The organism is Mesorhizobium sp. B2-3-14, assembly GCF_006442175.1.
In the GTDB taxonomy this organism is placed as follows: domain Bacteria; phylum Pseudomonadota; class Alphaproteobacteria; order Rhizobiales; family Rhizobiaceae; genus Mesorhizobium; species Mesorhizobium australicum.
On the sequence record NZ_VFVP01000006.1, the window covers coordinates 58522 to 76944 of the forward strand.

Annotated in this window: 16 protein-coding genes; 3 read left to right on the plus strand and 13 right to left on the minus strand. The window is 63.5% G+C overall.

Annotation, left to right across the window (positions count from 1 at the left end):
- The 6 genes from FJ950_RS17105 to FJ950_RS17130 form a co-directional block, all read right to left on the minus strand.
- Complete coding sequence (locus tag FJ950_RS17105) at positions 1-2190, minus strand: anthranilate synthase (protein WP_015316024.1); 2190 nt, start codon at positions 2188-2190, stop codon at positions 1-3.
- Between the two features lie 221 nt (positions 2191-2411).
- Positions 2412-3467 carry a succinylglutamate desuccinylase/aspartoacylase family protein gene (locus FJ950_RS17110; protein ID WP_140617657.1) on the minus strand — a complete coding sequence of 352 codons (1056 nt, stop codon included), beginning with the start codon at positions 3465-3467 and terminating at the stop codon, positions 2412-2414.
- Between the two features lie 87 nt (positions 3468-3554).
- Positions 3555-4730 carry an MFS transporter gene (locus FJ950_RS17115; RefSeq protein WP_015316026.1) on the minus strand — a complete coding sequence of 392 codons (1176 nt, stop codon included), beginning with the start codon at positions 4728-4730 and terminating at the stop codon, positions 3555-3557.
- 285 nt (positions 4731-5015) lie between these two features.
- Entirely contained in the window at positions 5016-6392 is a 1377-nt protein-coding gene (locus tag FJ950_RS17120; RefSeq protein ID WP_140617850.1) for an FAD-containing oxidoreductase, read from the minus strand.
- Between the two features lie 11 nt (positions 6393-6403).
- Positions 6404-6865, minus strand: coding sequence for a DUF4126 domain-containing protein (locus FJ950_RS17125; protein ID WP_140617658.1), 462 nt, complete (start codon positions 6863-6865; stop codon positions 6404-6406).
- 117 nt (positions 6866-6982) lie between these two features.
- Positions 6983-7630 carry a glutathione S-transferase family protein gene (locus FJ950_RS17130; protein WP_140617659.1) on the minus strand — a complete coding sequence of 216 codons (648 nt, stop codon included), beginning with the start codon at positions 7628-7630 and terminating at the stop codon, positions 6983-6985.
- Positions 7631-7681: 51 nt separating this feature from the next.
- On the opposite strand from FJ950_RS17130, the gene FJ950_RS29535 reads away from it, so the two are divergent.
- Complete coding sequence (locus FJ950_RS29535; protein ID WP_181171287.1) at positions 7682-7819, plus strand: hypothetical protein; 138 nt, start codon at positions 7682-7684, stop codon at positions 7817-7819.
- Between the two features lie 24 nt (positions 7820-7843).
- Positions 7844-8401 (plus strand): sugar O-acetyltransferase, encoded by a 558-nt coding sequence (locus tag FJ950_RS17135; protein WP_140617660.1) that lies wholly within the window; start codon positions 7844-7846, stop codon positions 8399-8401.
- A gap of 39 nt (positions 8402-8440) precedes the next feature.
- Here FJ950_RS17135 and FJ950_RS17140 read toward each other — a convergent pair whose 3' ends face one another.
- Positions 8441-9415, minus strand: a complete 975-nt coding sequence (locus FJ950_RS17140) for a helix-turn-helix domain-containing protein (protein WP_140617661.1) — start codon at positions 9413-9415, stop codon at positions 8441-8443.
- A 125-nt stretch (positions 9416-9540) separates the two neighbouring features.
- On the opposite strand from FJ950_RS17140, the gene FJ950_RS17145 reads away from it, so the two are divergent.
- Entirely contained in the window at positions 9541-10185 is a 645-nt protein-coding gene (locus tag FJ950_RS17145) for a cysteine hydrolase family protein (protein ID WP_140617662.1), read from the plus strand.
- A gap of 67 nt (positions 10186-10252) precedes the next feature.
- Here FJ950_RS17145 and FJ950_RS17150 read toward each other — a convergent pair whose 3' ends face one another.
- The 6 genes from FJ950_RS17150 to FJ950_RS17175 form a co-directional block, all read right to left on the minus strand.
- On the minus strand, positions 10253-11932 hold the full coding sequence (locus FJ950_RS17150; RefSeq protein ID WP_140617663.1) for a formate--tetrahydrofolate ligase: 1680 nt from the start codon (positions 11930-11932) through the stop codon (positions 10253-10255).
- A gap of 312 nt (positions 11933-12244) precedes the next feature.
- Positions 12245-13369 carry a DUF2333 family protein gene (locus tag FJ950_RS17155; RefSeq protein ID WP_015316037.1) on the minus strand — a complete coding sequence of 375 codons (1125 nt, stop codon included), beginning with the start codon at positions 13367-13369 and terminating at the stop codon, positions 12245-12247.
- A 102-nt stretch (positions 13370-13471) separates the two neighbouring features.
- Complete coding sequence (locus FJ950_RS17160) at positions 13472-14770, minus strand: DUF6638 family protein (RefSeq protein WP_140617664.1); 1299 nt, start codon at positions 14768-14770, stop codon at positions 13472-13474.
- Positions 14771-14837: 67 nt separating this feature from the next.
- Positions 14838-15245 carry a DUF559 domain-containing protein gene (locus FJ950_RS17165; RefSeq protein ID WP_140617665.1) on the minus strand — a complete coding sequence of 136 codons (408 nt, stop codon included), beginning with the start codon at positions 15243-15245 and terminating at the stop codon, positions 14838-14840.
- Positions 15246-15314: 69 nt separating this feature from the next.
- Positions 15315-17225 carry an ATP-binding protein gene (locus tag FJ950_RS17170; RefSeq protein WP_140617666.1) on the minus strand — a complete coding sequence of 637 codons (1911 nt, stop codon included), beginning with the start codon at positions 17223-17225 and terminating at the stop codon, positions 15315-15317.
- 24 nt (positions 17226-17249) lie between these two features.
- Positions 17250-18395 (minus strand): hypothetical protein, encoded by a 1146-nt coding sequence (locus FJ950_RS17175; RefSeq protein WP_140617667.1) that lies wholly within the window; start codon positions 18393-18395, stop codon positions 17250-17252.
- Positions 18396-18423: the final 28 nt, after the last annotated feature.

An 18423-nucleotide genomic window follows, 5' to 3' on the forward strand; every position in this document is an offset into this window, starting at 1 on the left:
TCAGGCTGCCTTTTCCTTGGCCTTTCGCGGCAAATGCGCGACGATGTTCTCGATGATGCGCATGCCGGCATTGTGGCCGAGCGTCATGATCGATTCCGGGTGGAACTGGACCGCGGCGATCGGCTCCTTGCGGTGCTCGAAGGCCATGATGACGCCGTCTTCCGTCTCGGCCGTAACCATGAAATCGTCGGGCAGGCGTACCGGATCGGCGAAGATCGAGTGGTAGCGGCCGACGGTGACTTCCTTGGGCAGGCCGGAGAAGATGATGCCCGGCTTCGAGACGCGGATACGCGACGGCTTGCCGTGCATGGGAATGTGCAACTGCCTGAGTTCTCCGCCATAGGCTTCCGCCAGTGCCTGCAGGCCGAGGCACACGCCGAAGATGGGCAGGTCGCGCGCGCGCGCCTTTTTGATGGTCGCGGCGCAGTCGAAGTCCTTCGGCGTGCCGGGTCCGGGTGACAGCACGACGAGGTCGGGCTTCAGCCGGTCGAAGACTTCCTCCGGCACCGGCGAGCGCACGGTCGAGACATTGGCGCCGGTCTGGCGGAAGTAGTTGGCCAGCGTATGGACGAAGGAATCCTCGTGGTCGACCAAAAGGATGTTGACGCCGTCGCCGACGCGCGCCGTGGTGCGCTCGGTGCTGGTCGAATTGCCCGTCTTGGCGTCGCGGATCGCGGAGAGCATGGCGGATGCCTTCAGTTCGGTTTCAGCTTCTTCTTCCTCTGGAATGCTGTCGAAGAGCAATGTAGCGCCGGCACGAACCTCGGCGATGCCGTCCTTGATGCGGATGGTGCGCAAGGTAAGGCCGGTATTCATGTCGCCGTTGAAGTTGACCATGCCGATCGCGCCGCCATACCAGGCGCGCGGGCTTTTCTCGTTCTGCTCGATGAAGCGCATGGCCCACAGTTTCGGTGCGCCGGTGACGGTGACCGCCCAGGCGTGCGAGAGAAACGCGTCGAAAGCGTCCATGCCTTCACGCAAGCGGCCCTCGATGTGGTCGACGGTGTGGATCAGGCGCGAATACATCTCGATCTGGCGGCGGCCGATGACGCGTACAGAACCCGGCTCGCAGACCCTGGACTTGTCGTTGCGATCGACGTCCGAGCACATTGTGAGCTCGGATTCGTCCTTCTTCGAATTGAGCAGCTTCAGGATCTGCTCGCTATCGGAAATGGCGTCGTCGCCGCGTTTGATGGTGCCGGAGATCGGACAGGTCTCGACGCGGCGGCCGTTGACGCGCACGAACATCTCCGGCGACGCACCGATCAGGTATTCGTTCTCGCCCAGGTTGATGAAGAAGGAATAGGGCGACGGGTTGATGGACTTCAGCTTGCGCGAAATCTCGGAGGGCTGGGTCTCGCAGCGCTCGTAGAACATCTGACCGGGGACGACCTCGAACAGGTCGCCACGCTTGAACGAGTCCATCGCGCGGCGCACCAGATTGGCGTATTCGCCGGGCTCATGGTCGCCGCGTGGCGGGATACGGTCGGCGGTCCTGAACGGCTCGGCGATTTGGTCGCGTGGCAGGCCTTCGGTCGAAAAACCTTCGCCCGCATAGTCGTAACGGTCGGTCCAGGCCTTGGCCGAGTAGTGGTCGACGACCAGGATCTCGTCGGGCAGGAACAACACCAGGTCGCGCTGGCTTTGCTTGCGCACGAGCGTGTGGTCGACCGGGTCGAACTGGAAGGCAAGGTCGTAGCCGAAGGCGCCGTAGAGACCGAGATTGGCGTCTTCCGCCGTCTTGAACAGCGCGGTGATGGCGCGCAGCACAGTGAAGACCGAGGGAACGCGGCTGCGTTCCTCCTCGGTGAAGACACGGCCGGGTTTGGCGACATCGAGGCGGATCAGCTTTTTCGAGGTCTCGGCGATCGTGACCTCGGCGAGGCCGCCCAGTGTCCTGCCGATGACCGGCAACAGCGCCTCGCCACGGCCGTTCAGCGCCTCGATACGCATGGCGCGGCCGCGTGCCGAGATGACCAGCGGCGGATCGATGATGGCCGTATCCCAGCGCGTGTAGCGGCCGGGATATTCGTAGTTCGAGGAAAATACCGCGCCCCGGCGCGAGTTCAGCCCCTCGACATATGTGTCGATCGCGCCTTCATAGGGGCGGTCGTGGCGCTCGCGGGTGATGGTGATGCCACCCGCCGTCGCGAAGCTTTCAGCGCCGTTTTCCAGAACCTTCAACGTCATTGCCGTCTCCATCAGCTACTTGGGCAACGGACCCGGGAATGGCTTTAAAAAACAAATGGCCGCCCGGACATTCCGTTGCGGCCACCCTCTATTTTCACGCGCACGCGTTCGAACAGGCCGCTGTCAGCAGGCCCACCACCAAATGGTCTTGATCGAACGCATGTTCATGGCGATTCCCTTAGCGGCGATTGGGCGGCCGCGCAACTGGATTCGACGCAGGCTCAATCCTCCAGCGTGCCCGACCTTGCATCGGCGCTCTTCCTGTCGCCAACCAGTTTCAACAGGTCTTCGCCGGAGCGGATGATGCGGCGCGAGCGGCGGGTCAGGATGATGCCGTCCTGCGGCGCGAACACTTCCGTGCGGCCATCGGCTTCGCCTGGCGCGTGAACGATGGTAGCGAGCCGCGCGCCCCTGGTGACGCGGTCGCCGGGCTTGACGTCGTAGAGGACCGCACCGCCACGGGGCGCCGGCATCATGTCGATATTTTCCAGAGGTGCCGCGACGCCCTTGAAGGGGCCGGGCGCGGGCAGGGCGGTGTCGGATATCACGCCGCGCGCCACCAGCAGCCGGTAGAGGCCTTCGGCGTCGGACTTGGCCAGCGCGCCGTCGACATCGAGAATGCCGCGATATTCGACAGTGGTGGCGACGCGCCTGTCGAACTTCGCCACATCGGCCGATGCGTTCTGGTAGGGCATGATCGAAGCGCCCTCGAAGGTGCCGTCGGTGTCCTCGCTCCACAGCACCACGGCATCGACGCCCATGGCGGCGGCGCAATCGGCCATCCCGGGCCACAGGCTGGTGTGGACGTAGAGATAGGCAAGACCCTCATCGTCGCAGTGCAGGTCGAGCACGATGTCATGGCCGAGCGAAAGCTGCACCAGGCGCGACTTCAGCCGCTGGTCGGCGCCGCCAAAGGTGGCGTCCGGCAAGAGCCTGGCGTCGGGCGCGGCCAGCAGCGGAAAGCCGCGGTTGAAGTTGGTGCGGGTGCCGAGATGAAAGCGACCCTGGTGCTCGCCGAAGTGGTATTGCGCGCGGCCGATCGGGTTGGCCCAGGGCACGATGGTGATGTTGCCCCTGATGCGACCCTCGGCCTCGGCCTTGTTCAGCATCGGCATCAATGCATCGATGGCGACGACGCCAGGCAATTCGCCGGCATGGAGCGCTGCCTGCAGGTAGGCCGAAGGTGCTGTCTTGTCGGCGCCGGCCAAGCGGAGCACCGGGAATTCGTAGGAAACGCCGTCGCTGTCGCCGGCGATGCGTTCGATCGATTTCTGCATGACGTTCTCCATGAAAGCGAGAAGACATGCCCATTGGAAGGTACCGATGTCGATTGGTCCAGCCCGCCGCGCTATGGGCGCAAGGGCCTATTCCGCGGCAGCGTGAAGCGTGACAGGCGCGCGCCTGTCCAGCGCCGCCGACAGCACCGCAACGGCGACCGCCAGCAGGGCTAGCACCGCGCCGACCAGTGGCAAACCGGCATAGGAAACGCCTGATGACAGCGCCACGCCGCCGATCCATGCGCCGCCGGCATTGCCGACATTGAAGGCGCCTTGATTGAGCGTGGCTGCAAGGTTCGGTCCTTCGGAAGCCGCCTCGACGACCCGGATCTGCAGAGGTGGCACGACGACGAAGATGAGCAGGCCCCAGAGGAAGACGATGCCGATGGCAACGCTGGCGATCGTGCCGAACTGCATGAAGCCGACGAACAGCAGGGCCATCAGCAGCAAGGTGGCGATCACTGTCGGCATCAGTTTCCAGTCGGCAAGCCTGCCGCCGATGATGTTGCCGATGGTCATGCCGGCGCCGAACAGCAAAAGCACCCAGGTGACCGCCGCGGTCGACAGGCCCGACACGCCGGTGAGGTATGGCTTTATGTATGTGAAAACGGCGAACAGGCTGGCCGAGGTCAGCGCCGCGATCAGCATCGCCAGCCACACTTGCAGCTTGCCGAGCACACGGACTTCGGCGCGCAGACCGCCGCCGCTCGGTTCCGTGACGTCGGACGGCACTAGCCAGGCGATGGCCGCGACCGAGATCAGGCCGATGCCGACCACGGCCAGAAAGGTGGCCCGCCAGCCGAAGGCTTCGCCGAGTGCGGTGCCGGCGGGAACCCCGAGGATGTTGGCGAGCGTCAGGCCCGCGAACATCAGCGCGATGGCGCTGGCGCGCTTGTTGCGCGGCACAAGGCTTGCCGCGACGACCGAGCCGATGCCGAAGAAGGCGCCATGGCCGAAAGCGGTGAAGACGCGCGCCGCCATCAGCAGCCAGTAATTGGGCGCGATGGCGCAGAAGAGGTTGCCGACGACGAACAGGGCTGCAAGTCCCACCAGCACGGGCTTGCGCGGCAAATGCGCGGTGGCCATGGCCACGACAGGCGCGCCGAAGACGACCCCCAGCGCATAGCCGGTGACCAGCAGGCCGGCGGCGGGGATCGTTACGCCGAGATCGGCGGCGACCTCGGGCAGCAGGCCCATGATGACGAATTCGGTGGTGCCGATGCAGAAGGACGCAATGGCAAGCGCAAGGATCGGCAAAGGCATGGAAGGTCCAGACTGAATCGGTTCAATTCAGACTGCGCGAGACCCCTGCCGGGCGCAACAGACATTGCCGCAATGCAGCAATGCAGAAAGCGTGGAGCGGACGTCTCCTCTTCTACCGGCCCGACGCAGACCGATCCTTCAAGGGCTGAAACGATGTCGCTTCGTGCCCGACACGATATCTTGAAGCCGGCGCGGCCCCAGCAATAAATGCGTGATGACGACCGTGAAATCGCGGAGCCTTCGGCAAGACACAGGCGACGACAGAAGGGGCTGCGGCTGACAGTCTCACGCCAGCGGCTTCAGCTCCTGGGCGATGGTGGGCAGCAGCTCCGAGACGGTGGGATGGATGTGCACGGCGCGCGCCAGTGTGTCGACCGGCGCCTTGGCGTACATCAGGTCGAGCACGCAATGCACCGCCTCGTCACCGCCCGGACCGAGCACGGAGCAGCCGAGGATCTCCCTGGTGTCGGCGTCCACGAGGATCTTCATGAAACCCTGCGTCTCGCCCTTTTCGACGGCGCGGCCGACACGGGTCATCGGCCGCTGGCCGACCAGGGCGCGACGTCCGGATTTCCTCACCGCCGTCTCGGTCATGCCGCAACGGCCGAGCGGCGGATCGATGTAGAGCGCGTACGCCTCGATGCGGTCGCTGATCCTGCGCGGATCCTTGTCGAGCAGATTGGCGGCGACGATCTCATAGTCGTTGTAGGAGGTGTGGGTGAAGGCGCCCTTGCCGTTGCAGTCGCCCATCGCCCAGATGCCTGGCACGCTGGTGCGCAGCTGGTCGTCGACGACAACCGCGCCGCGTCCGTCGACCTCGACGCCCGCCTTGTCGAGGCCGAGATCGTCGGTATTGAGCGTTCGGCCCAGCGCCAGCAGCACATGCGAGCCGACCGCGGGCGGCTGGCCCGTGGAGAAACTCACGGCAATGTCCCCGCCCTGCTTGGCGAAGCCGATGTCATCGGCGCCGACATGGACCGCGATCCCTTCGTTTTCGAGGATCGACAGGATGGCGGCCGAGACGTCCTCGTCCTCGCGGCCGGTGAGGCGCGGGCTCTTTTCGATGACGGTGACTTCCGAACCGAAGCGGCGGAACATCTGCGCGAATTCGAGCGAGATGTAGCTGCCGCCGACGACGATCAGGTGGCGCGGCAAAACGTCGAGATCCATCATCGACGAGTTGGTCAGATAGTCGATGTCGTGGATGCCGGGCAGGTCCGGCACCGAGGCGCGGCCGCCGGTGTTGAGAAAGATCTTGTCGGCGGTCAACAGGTCGTCGCCGACGCGCACCGTGTTGGCGGATTCGAAGCGTGCATGGCCGCGATAGAGCGTGCATCGCTCCATTCCGGCGATCCAGGTCTCCAGATTGCCACGGGCGTCGTTGGTTACCTTGTCCTTGCGCGCCTTGATCCTGCTATAATCGACCCCGACGGAGCCGGGGAACGTCACGCCATAGTCGGCAGCGCGCCGCGCCAGATGGGCGGCATAGGCGCTGGCGACCATGGTCTTGGTCGGCATGCAGCCGGTGTTGACACAGGTACCGCCGACCAGCTTACGCTCGATCAGCGCCACGCTCATGCCGGCTGCCGTCAGGCGGCCCGCCAGGGGCGACCCCGCCTGGCCAGCGCCGATGATGATGGCGTCGAAGGTCCTTGCGTTCAAGGTCTGGGCCGTCATGCCACCGCCGCCACGATCAGGAGGCCGCCGATGATCGCCACCGCATCCTCGATGAAGGCCGCGGGCGGATCCTTGCCGAAAACGGCCGCCAGCCGGCCGCGCGCTTCGGCACCACCCAGCGTGCCGATGACCGCGCCGATCGCTCCGGCGATCAGGCACACGATGGTGGCGCCGCTGGTCTCGCCGATCACCGCGCCGCTGAACGCGCCGAGCAGAATGCGGGCGCCGAACTGCTGCGGCACCTTGCGGCTTGGCGTCGACGGCAGCTGGTCGGTGACCAGTTCGACTATGGCCAGGACGGTGAAGATGCCGACAGCCGCCCAATGGCCCATGAAGCTCGCCCAGGTGCCGGCAACCGGCAGCCAGCCGAGATAGGCGCCCCAGGCAACGGCGGCAGGTGCCGTCATGGCGCGCAGGCCGGCAATGACGCCGATCAGGAGTGCAAGAATGTAGAGCATGGTCGATCCCCCCTCGATCCCGGGCCGGTACAGCCTTGAAACGGCAAGCTACCATAGGCCGGATATTTGGCTAGGCCGCAGACTCACAAGCGCACAGCCACGGCGGATCGAGGCAAGTCAGTTGGCTGATGGAGCGTTGATCGCAAATTGCGCGGCGAAAGCCCTGATATAAGCGGGCCGAGCTTCCCCGAGCGCCACATAGGCGGCCAGGTTTTGGTATTCATCCAGAATGCCTGACATCCTCAGTCGCAGCAGCACTGACACCATCAGTAGATCGCCGGCGCTGAACGCATCATCGAGCCAGTCCGCGACGCCCAAATGAGCCGAGAGACAGTCCAGCCGGGCGCGAACACGGTCCTTTACCAGCGGCAAGCGCGCCTCGCTCCAGGGCTTGTCGGCTTCGAAAATTCTTGCCGTGGTCAGTTCGAGGATCGGCGGTTCTATGGTGTTCAGTGCGGCGAACATCCACGTGATCGCTCGCGCGCGGGCGTTGCGCTCCTTCGGCAGCAGGCCCGCATGCTGCTCGGCAAGATGAAAGACGATCGAGCCGGTCTCGAACAGCGAGAGAGAACCGTCCTCATAGGTAGGGATCTGGCCGAAAGGATGGATGGCCAGATGATCAGGCGCCTTCATGCCCGCGAAGGAAACAAAACGAACCGCGTAAGGCTGCCCCACTTCTTCCAGCGCCCAGCGAACACGCGTATCGCGGGCCAGTCCCTTGCCGCCATCGGGCGATCGTTCAAACGCCGTGATGGTGATTGTCATCGCATTTGTTCCTTGCCTGGGCGAATTTCTTCGGCTTCCTACCGAGGACGAATGAGCTTCCCGGAAATCGACATCGGTCCTGAACTATTTTCATTGCCGGAGCAGATCGGGAATGCCGCCAATCAGCAAGGCCGCGCATCCTGGTTTATGGATTTCACGTCAGTCATCGCCTTGGCGTGTCCGCAGTGATGTAAAAAAAACGGAGGCACTGCCATGGTTCAGAGCGAACGCGCGAAAATGGCTGATGGTGAATGGTATACGTGCCTGGATGACGATCTTGGCGCGTTGCGCGGCGTGGCCGCGGATGCGGTGTTCGAGCACAATACGCTGCCGCCTCGCCGACGCGGGAACCTCGGGCCGGCCCTGCGGACACTGCTGGGCGGCGTGGGCGAGGGTGCCCGCATCGAGGCGCCGTTCCATTGCGCCTACGGCTTCAACATCTTTCTCGGCGCCGGCACCTTCCTCAATGCCGGCTGCACCATTCTTGACACCGCGCCGGTGCGCCTCGGCGAGGGGACGCTGCTTGGCCCCAATGTGCAGATCTATTGCGCCGAGCACCATAAGGAGGCGGCAGGGCGCCAGGCGGGGCTGGAGATCGCCAGGCCGGTCACGATCGGTGACAATGCCTGGATCGGCGGCAGCGCGGTCATCCTTGGCGGCGTCAGCATTGGCGAGGGCGCCATCGTCGGCGCCGGGGCGGTGGTGACGCGCGACGTGGCGGCGCACACGACCGTGGTCGGCAACCCGGCGCGGGTGGTCAGGCGGGGCTAAGCGCGCTTGCGTGCCCAATCATTGCCGCCGGCAGGTTCGTCATGCGTTCGCCGACACGGCCCGTCTGGAAAACTCGCGCCGATATTGCGCGGGTGATGTCCTTAGCCGCGCGGCGAAATGTTGGCGCAAGGAAGTTGCGCTGCCGAAGCCGGCCTCGAAGGCGACCATGTCCATTGGCTTGTCCGTCGTCTCCAGCAGCCTCTGCGCCAGCGCGATGCGCTGGTCGGCCAGCCAGTCGCCGAAGCTGGTACCTGTCGTCTTGTGGAAACGGCGGGTAAAGGTGCGGCGGGTGAGACCGGCGGCGTCGGCGACGCTGTCGAGACTGTGCGGTTCGCCTGATGTCGCGCGCACCATGTCGAGAGCCTGGGTAAAGCGGTCGGCGGCTGGGCTCGGCGCTACCGGGCGTTCGATGAACTGCGCCTGTCCGCCCTGTCGGTGCGGCGAAAGCACGATGTGCCGGGCGAGCCGCAGTGCCGCCTCGGCGCCATAGCGTGCGCGTACGATGTGCAGGCAGCAGTCAAGCCCGGCGGCGACGCCGGCGGAGGTGACGATGTCGCCGTCATCGACGTAAAGCACGTCCGCATCGACCGAAATGTCGGGATGGAGAGCCTGCAACTGATCCGTATAGGCCCAATGCGTGGTCGCCTTCCGTCCCGAAAGCAGGCCGGCGGCGGCGAGGGCAAAGGTGCCGAGGCAGAGGCCCACGATCAGCGCGCCGCGCCGGTGGGCGCGGCCGAGCGCTTCCTCGAGCGGTTTTGCCACAGGCGCTCCGAGATCCTTCCAGCTCGGGATGATGACGATATCGGCGTCTTCGAGCGCGGCAAGCCCGTGCGGGACCAGGATGCTCAATCCGGCGTCGGTCTGGATCAACCCTTCCTCCACCCCGCAGACGCGGAAGTCGAAGCGCGGCAGGCCGAGCCTGGTGCGGTCGGCGCCGAACACCAGGCACGGCACGGAGAGATGGAACGGACTGATGCCGTCGAAGGCGAGGACGGCGATGATGGGAGCGGTCATGGGGCGTTTCCAGTGTGAAGGAGGATTGTCCCAATTCTTTCGTATGATGTCAATCGGGCCACTGTTGGCGCCTCGGTCAGCAGGCTATCTTCGGTCCATCGCATTCAAGCCTGAAAGGAAATATCATGTCTGCCCCAGCCAACACCGCGCCGCGCCGCGCGCTGCTCGTCGTTGACGTCCAGAATGACTATGACGGCGGCAACCTGGCGATCCAGTATCCGCCGTTCCGCGACAGCGTCGTCAACGTGACGCGTGCCATGGATGCCGCATCGGCAGCAGGCATCAAGGTCGTGGTCGTCAAGCAGATGGCGCCCGAGACGTCGCCGATCTTCGCCCGGGGCAGCCATGGCGGCGAACTGCATCCCGAGATCGCCAGGCGCGGCCGCGACCATTATGTCGAGAAGAACTTGCCAAGCGCCTTCACCGGTACCGACCTCGAGGACTGGTTGCGCGCCAACGCCATCGATACGATCGCGGTCGTCGGCTACATGACGCATAATTGCGACCTGTCGACCATCATCCATGCCGTGCATATGGGCTTCGCGGTCGAGTTCCTGTCCGACGCGACCGGTTCGGTGCCTTACGCCAACAGCGCCGGTTACGCCTCGGCCGAGGAGATCCATCGCGTGGTGAGCATCATCCTTCAGTCGCGCTTCGCCGCGGTGCTCAAGACCGCCGAATGGATCGACTGCCTGGAGACCGGCGCGCTGCCGGAACGCGACACGATCCATGCGTCCAACCAGCGGGCGCTGTCGCGCAGCGCCGCGTAGGACGATCCGCAAACGAGAAGGGCGCCGCGGCGATGCGGCGCCCTTCTTGTTCTTGTCGAGATGAAGATCAGAACAGGCCTTCGATCTGGCCGGCCTCGTTGAGGAAGATCTTTTCCGACGACGGCTTGCTCGGCAGGCCAGGCATGGTCATGACCTCGCCGCAGATGATGACGACGAAGCCGGCGCCGGCGGACAGCCTGACCTCGCGCACCGGCACGGTGTGGCCGGTCGGCGCGCCGCGCAGGTTCGGGTCGGTCGAGAACGAGTACTGTGTCTTGGCCATGCAGACCGGAAGGTTGCCGTAACCGGCATCCTCCCAGGCCTTCAACTGGTCGCGCACCGATTTGTCGGCGATGGCTTCCGAGCCGCGATAGATGCGCTGAACGATGGTGTTTATTTTCTCGAACAGCGGCATGGAGTCGGGATAGAGTGGCGCGAACTGCGAGGCGCCGGATTCGGCGAGCGCCACCACCTTGTTGGCAAGCTCCTCGATGCCGGCGGAGCCGTTGGCCCAGTGCTTGCACAGGATCGCTTCCTCGCCCATCGAGGCGACATAGTCCTTGAGCGCCTGGATCTCGGCGTCGGTGTCGGAATAGAAGTGGTTGATGGCAACGACCGCCGGGACGCCGAACTGCCTGATGTTCTCGATGTGGCGTCCAAGGTTCGGGCAGCCCTTCCTGACGGCTTCGACATTCTCCTTGCCAAGGTCTTCCTTCTTGACGCCGCCATTCATCTTCATGGCGCGTACGGTGGCGACGATGACGGTGGCGGCCGGCTTCAGCCCGGCCTTGCGGCACTTGATGTCGAAGAACTTTTCGGCACCCAGATCAGCACCAAAACCGGCTTCGGTGACGACGTAGTCGGCAAGCTTGAGCGCCGTTGTGGTGGCGACGACCGAATTGCAGCCATGCGCGATGTTGGCGAACGGGCCGCCATGCACGAAGGCCGGGTTGTTCTCCAGCGTCTGCACCAGATTGGGCTGCATGGCGTCCTTGAGCAGGACGGCCATGGCGCCATCGGCCTTGAGGTCGCGGGCATAGACCGCCGACTTGTCGCGGCGATAGGCGACGATGATGTCGCCGAGGCGCTTTTCCAGGTCCTTCAGGTCGGTGGCGAGGCAGAGGATGGCCATTACTTCCGAGGCGACGGTGATGTCGAAGCCGGCTTCGCGCGGAAAGCCGTTGGCGACGCCGCCGAGCGAGCAGATGATCTCGCGCAGCGCCCGGTCGTTCATGTCCATGACGCGGCGCCACACCACACGGCGGGTGTCGATGCCGAGTTCATTGCCCCAGTAGATGTGGTTGTCGATCAGGGCCGACAAAAGGTTGTGCGCCGTGGTGATGGCGTGGAAGTCGCCGGTGAAGTGGAGGTTCATGTCCTCCATCGGCACGACCTGCGCGTAACCGCCGCCGGCGGCACCGCCCTTGACGCCGAAATTCGGGCCGAGCGAAGCTTCACGGATGCAGACGATCGCCTTCTTGCCGATGCGGTTCAGACCGTCACCGAGGCCGACGGTGGTGGTGGTCTTGCCTTCGCCGGCCGGGGTCGGGTTGATGGCGGTGACGAGGATCAGCTTGCCGTCCTTGTTGCCCTTCACCGACTTGATGAACTCGGCCGAAATCTTGGCCTTGTCGTGGCCGTAGGGCAGCAGATGTTCGGTTGGGATGCCGATCTTCTGGCCGATCTCCTGGATCTGCTTTTTCCTGGCGCCACGCGCGATCTCGATGTCGGACTTCACTTCGGCCATAACGGCGTTCCTCTGGATTGGACGGTGGAGGGGACGGGGTTGATCTTACTCGCAAGAAGGCTGGAGCCGGACGCGCAGGGCATCTAACCCTGTCGCTGCGGCGGCGTCAACTTTCATGCAACTATGTTTCCTATAGAGAAAATTCCTCTGCGGCGGCCGACCTATTCCCGGTTCTTTATGGCTCCGCTTGCCGCGCCGTATAGAAGCCAGAGCAGGGGCGCTTCCGCCGTCTCAAAACAGCCGCACAATGCACGGAATGCGACAGACGCGACGACGCAAATCCGCCATCGCGAGTGTTGCCGTGGGACAGCGCTACTGCGTCAGCACGTTGCTGATTTCAACCATGTTCGAGCGCACCCGAAGCACGTAGAAGCCCATCGTCGTCAGATGGGTGGGCAGCAGCCAGCCGTCCTCGCGGCCATTGGCGATGATGAAGGGCTGGATGCGCAGGGCCGACACGAACTGCGCGTCCATCGTATCCCACAGGCTCTGCAGGTGCTTTTCCTTGATGACGTCCTCGAAGTCGGCCTGGGCGCCCTTCATCAGGCCGTAATAGGCATAGAGCTGGCCATAGGCGAACCAGTAGCGGTCGTCGGCGCGGGTGTCGAACCAGCCATTGTTGTGGTTCTCGGCACGCTCCTTGAGGATGGCGGAGGTCGAGCCGATGTCACTGGCGATGCGATCGATATACTGCTTCAGATTGTCGGCGCGGGCATCGAAAGTGGCCTGGCAGGTGGCGAGCCGGGCATTGAACGAACGCAGCTTGCGCACGGCGTCGCGATAGTAGCTCGGCGTCGGTGTCTTCGGTCCAAACGGGCTCACGCCGAAATACCAGGTATACTCGTCGAACTGCAGATTGCCACGCGCGTCCTGCAGGTCGGCATCGATCTGCGAGGTGGTGCGCACGCGGCCGAGATTGTCGGCAAGTTCGGTCGCCGTGCGTCGCACCGCCTGGTTGATGCCGCGCTGGAAAGAGGCCTTGTTGTCCATCCACGGGGTGTTGTCCCAGTCAATGCCGAACAGGCCGAGCTTGTAGAGGATCATCGACGAGATCCAGGCATTCTGGTTGACGTTGAAGTCAGTCAGGTCCGCCGCCACCTGGGCGATGCCGGAGTTGCCGCAAGTCTTGGCCGTGTCGGTGCCGGCGCCGGCGGCCACCTGTTCACCGGCGGAAACGTTGCGCTTCTCGAACGTATAGGTGTCCGGGTAGTTCGGGTTGAACCTGTTCCACCACTGGGTGGCGTAGAAGAAGTTGGCGTAAAGGCCGATCAGCACCAGCAAGGCTAGGCCGACGACGGCCTTCAGGATCCAGCCGCGCTGCGTGTACCAGCGGCCGGCCCACAAGAAGGGCCACAGGATCACGCCGATCAGAAGGCCGATGCCGCGGCCGATCCACTGGAACAGCTTGACGAAGAAGTTCACGATCGGGTCGAGCATGGCTGTATCACCCCCTCAGCACGATGCCAAAAAGTTGCAGGCTTTTTGGATAACATCATGCACCAAAACAACAAGTTAGAACGGAATGACGGTTATATCGTTCTAGTCGGTCAGGCCGTAGAGGCGTGTGCGAAACGCCACCTTTTCCTTCAAATATGTGGTTTTCAGAACGTCCACAACATGCGATCGCCAAGCGTCGCTGAAGCCGTCATAGTCCTTGTAGAAGCCGTCCTTGTTGAAGATGTAGCGCGATACGAAGTCAGACGGCACGAAATCCGAGATCAGCCGGTTGGTCAGCCAGGCGTCGGGATGATCAGGCTTGGCGCGGACCACCAGGAAGCGCTGTTGCGGGAAGACGTCCTCGATCTTGAGGTGGCCGAGCTGGGCGATCTCGCGCTTGGCGGCGTTGAGGAAGGGAAAATTGCCGTCCCTGGTGATCAGGTCGGCATGGCTCTGGATCCAGGTCTGCAGCCAGACCTTGTCGACATCGGTCAAATTGCGGTTCGGCTCGGCGTCGCGGATCAGCGCGCGCACCACCATTTCGGCGCGGTGCTCGAGATAGCCCGAGGTTTCGATCCAGGAGGCGCGCGGCAGTTCGATGCGGCCGGTGGCGGCCAGGAATTTGAACACCTTGTCGGCGTCCTTGATGGAGAGATAGCTCACCTGCCAGGGCCGCGAGCGGCGGAAACCTGGAGCCGCCGGATCGCTGATCACCGTCGTCATGTCGGGATCGACGAACACGTAGAGGCCGCCGAAATGGCTGGTCCAGTAGGCGTTGTGGCGGAAGATCACCTGGTCGGGCACCAGCGCGTTCTCCCTGATGTCGCCGCAGACCTTGGCGAGTTCCACCATGCGGGTCAGCATGGCATTGTCGCGCCAGGCGTCGGGCTCCTGCTTCAGCCGGTCGACGAGCTTGCCGAGCTCGGCCGCCTTGCCCAGCACGTCCTCGGCCGACAGCACCTTGAACTCGACCTGGCTGATCGACAGCAGGTCCTCGATGTCGTTGACCTTGGGAACGGAATCCTCCATCTCGCCGTAGATCACGTCCTTGATGGTCAGCGCGTCTATGGCGCGCTGGTTCCTGGACATGAATTCGAACATCAGCTGCGAGGTGTTCGAGAAGGCCGTGTGCACCACCGGCAGGTCGATCTGCGACGGCGTCAGGATGATGAAGCGGCGGTTGACCTCATTGGGATCCAGATAATCGTAGTCGCCACACTCCTCGGCCACTTCGGGCGAAAAGCCGGTGCGGTCGATCTGGAAGCTCTTCAGCTTTGTCGGCTTGAGACCGAAAGCCGCCAGCGCCTTGTTGTAGCGCTGGATGAGATGCGGCTCGTCGACCGTGAGCAGCCGGCCGTAGATGAGTTCGTTGTCGCGCAGGAGATCGGGTTTTTTGCTCATCTTGCCTTCTCCCCGTTCACGGGGAGAAGGTGCCCGAAGAGCGGATGAGGGGCGGCGCAAACGCTCATCATCTCGTCTCCAAGATTGAAGGCAGAAACTTCGCGTCGATGCCAATCATCTTCTTGTTCAGCCGACCATCCACGGCCGCAACGATGGTTTCCAATACGCTCTTTCGGCCGCTCAAAACATCAGCGTGCCAAATCCTCAATACCGACCAACCATTAGCGTTCATCGTTTCGTCCCTGTAGCGATCCCGGGATCCACCTGCATACTGGCTGCCATCGACCTCCACGACCAGATTAGCCTCACGACAGGCAAAGTCGGCGAAATAGGGCCCGATGGGCAGTTGGCGAATGAATTTGTGGCCATTCAATCGTCGCCCACGCAGTTCATGCCAGAGCTTTTCCTCGGCATCGTTCTCGATTTTCCGAAGCTCGCGGGCTCTTGCCACCTTGGGCTCGTTTCCACCACGCATGGCGCTGCCCCTCATCCGCCCTTCGGGCACCTTCTCCCCGTGAACGGGGAGAAGGAAGAAGAGCTCGCCTCACGCATTCCACAGACCCTTCTTCTTCATCTCCTCCATCTCGCGCGCTGCGCGTTCGCGCAGCCTTGCGTCGCGCAGCAGCTTCTCCACCGCGGCATCGTCGGACTTGTCGGAATAGCGGAACTCGGAATCGGCGTAGCGGTTGATCTCCTGCATGACCATGGCAAGCGAGAACGGCCCGCGCAATTCCTCGATCATCGCTTTCTTGTCGTCGTAGCTCTTGTGCATGAAGGCTTCCGGCTTTTCGAACCAGTCGTCGGGAAGCTCGATGTCCATGGCACGCATCTTGATGGCGTCGGTGACGTTCTTGATGGCGCGGCCGGTGAAGCGCGGCTCGGCGTCCTTGATCAGGTGCAGGTAGGTGCCGATGTCGGCCATGGTCCTGGGCGCGCCATTTTCCTTCATGTAGCGCTCGTAGACCCGCACCAGTCCGTCCTCCCGCGGCTTTTCATGCTCTTCATAGGCTTCGGTCACGGCGCGCTGGATCTCCTGCGCGGCGTAGAGTTCGTGCTTGCCCAGGGGGATTTCGTGGTTCTTGCCGGCGAGCAGCACGAAAATGTCGATATAGTCGTCTCGGGTCTGCGGCCCGTCGACCAGCCAGCGGGCGCCGGCGCGCTGGCGCAGCGCATCGTCGACATTTTCGGGATAGTTGGAAAACATGCCGAACGAGCAATTGCCACGCACCACGGTGGCAGCACCGGCGAAGGCGTCCATCAGCACGCCGGTGATCTCCTGCTGGCCGGCCGATGCGCGGTCGTCGGAACGGCGGGCGGCCACCTGGTCGATGTCGTCGATGGTGCCGAAGCCGATGACGCGCGGGTTCAACACATTGTTGATGAACTGGCGGCAGTTCTGGCCAGACTTGCCTTGGTAGGACGAAATCTGGTCGACGCCGAAATTTTCATAGGCAAAGGGATAGCCGGCGACCTGGCAATAGCCGTTGACAAGGCCGGCGATCATCTGGATCAGCGTCGTCTTGCCGGTGCCGGGCGCGCCGTCGCCGATGAAGGTGAACAGGAAGCCGCCGAGCTCGACGAACGGGTTCAGTTCACGCTCGAAATCATAGGCCATCAGCATCTTGGCGAGCTTGACGGACTGGTATTTGGCGATGTGGTTGCCGACGACCTCTTCCGGTTTCTTGAAGGTCATCACCAGCGGCTTGGAGCGCTTGCCCGGCGCCACGTCGAAGCCGTCGAGGGTGAAGTCGTCGGCGTCGATGCGGATATGGGCGTTCTCGAACGGGCCGATGCCGTCGAAGCGGCTTTTGCGCGCCAAAAGCCCGTCGATGGCGACGCGGGCGAAGGCGCGCGTCCTGGTCGTCAGGTCGCCGTCGTCCGTCGAGCCCGCTATCGCCTTGTCGAGGCCGGCCAGGATCGATTTCACGGCATCCTGGGGCGTGTCGAACAGGAAGTCCGGCTCGGGGATATCGTTCGGCGCCTCGCCGTCGCCGTCGATGAGCTGGAACAGATACGAGGCGAGGCTGAAGGCCGAAATATAGGCCGAAGCCGACAGCAGTTTCTTGAAGGTGGACGCCTCGTCGCCTTCGAGCGGCGCGCGGGTGTTCCTGGCCTGCAGGCTTTCGAGATCGGAGCCTTCGGCGAAGACGTCCGATACCGCCAGCGCGATCGCCGTGCCGCGGCGGGCGCGAAAGAGCAGCGTGTGCTGCGGGATGGTCAGCAACTGGTCGTCGGGATGAACGGCGCCGACCGTCTTCGACAGCTCGACCTCGCGGGTGCGGCGCACCTGACCGACCGAGACGGTGGAGACGAAGCGGCGGTTGGTGCCGGCCAATGCCGTACCGGATTCGCGCGATGGATCCTCCAGCACGACGATGCGGGTGATGAAGCTCTGCGCGGTGGCCCGGTGTTTTTCGATAGCCGCTTCCGGGATGGTGGTCAGGCCGGTGTCCATGAAGGGTGCTCCGCGGTGTGACGGTCAGACGTCTGAGATGACCTGCCCATTCGACAGGATGTGAACCTTGTAGCCGCCAAAGATCTTCTGTGCTTCGCCGGCCGCGTAAAGCGCCTGGTAGGCTTCGTGCGGGATCAGCGCGTGGTTTTCGTAGCTCGACACGCCCTGGCGGGCGGCTTCCAGGTCGTCGGTGTTGATGAAGAATTCCTGCGTCGTCTTCTCGCTGGAGAACAGGCCCTTGCGGCCGGGCTTCTCGCCCTTGGAATAGACTTCCTGGATGGTCCAGGTCAAAAGCCAGGCATTTTCGGGCTTGCGCACTTTGGCCAGCACTTCCGTCACCGTCGAGTTGTTGTCGGTGATGCCTGCCGAGTAGAAGGGGCCAAGCACCACCCGCCTCAGCTGTTTGGGGTGCAATGGCTCGAAATCCTTGTCGAGATTGACCGCGATGGTCGCCGGCGACAGCGTATAGGCCGAATTCTTCTCGGTGAAATCGTCGAAGCGGTGGGCAAGCTCGGGGTTGAGCAGGCCGTCGACGGGCAGCGGAATGTCGACCTTGTCGTTGAGCTTGCCGCTCCGGTCGACAAGCTGGCGGACCATGCTTTCCGAGGAATCCTCCACCGTCACCATGTAGACCAGAGGCAGGTTGGCGCTGCCGTCGAAGCTTGCCCAGTGGACGAGGTAATAAGGCCGCGCCGTCTTCGGATTGACCGACACCTTGGCCGTCTGCGCCAGCGTGAACGGACCGAAGGTCTGCTCGCTCTTGACGTCTTCGAGATAGAGCCGCTCGGCCATCGATTTCTGCAGCGCCTCGGGAAACTCCTTGTGGCGCAGGATGAAGTCGGCCATCTCCTCGCGCAGCTCGCCGGCCTGGGGGATGTTGGCGAGCCGCGCGTCGGCCTGCAGGCGGTCGTTTTCCAGTTCAAGCAGGTTCTGGAACACCGGGTAGCCGCTCTCGGCGCGCGAAATGCGGAACGTGTCCATGAAGCCCAGCCGGTTGCGCCAGCAGGAAAAGGACTTGTCGAGCCGAGCGATGTACTCGGCAACGATCTTGGCGACGATGCCGTGTCGGTAAAGCGGCGAGCGGTCGTCGCGCATGAACACTTCAAGGCCGCTGAGCGCGGCCGTGATTGCCGAGAAATACCGCGCCGCGGCGTCGTTTTCGGGGGGCATGCTGTCAGTCCTGGGATTGTCGCACCGG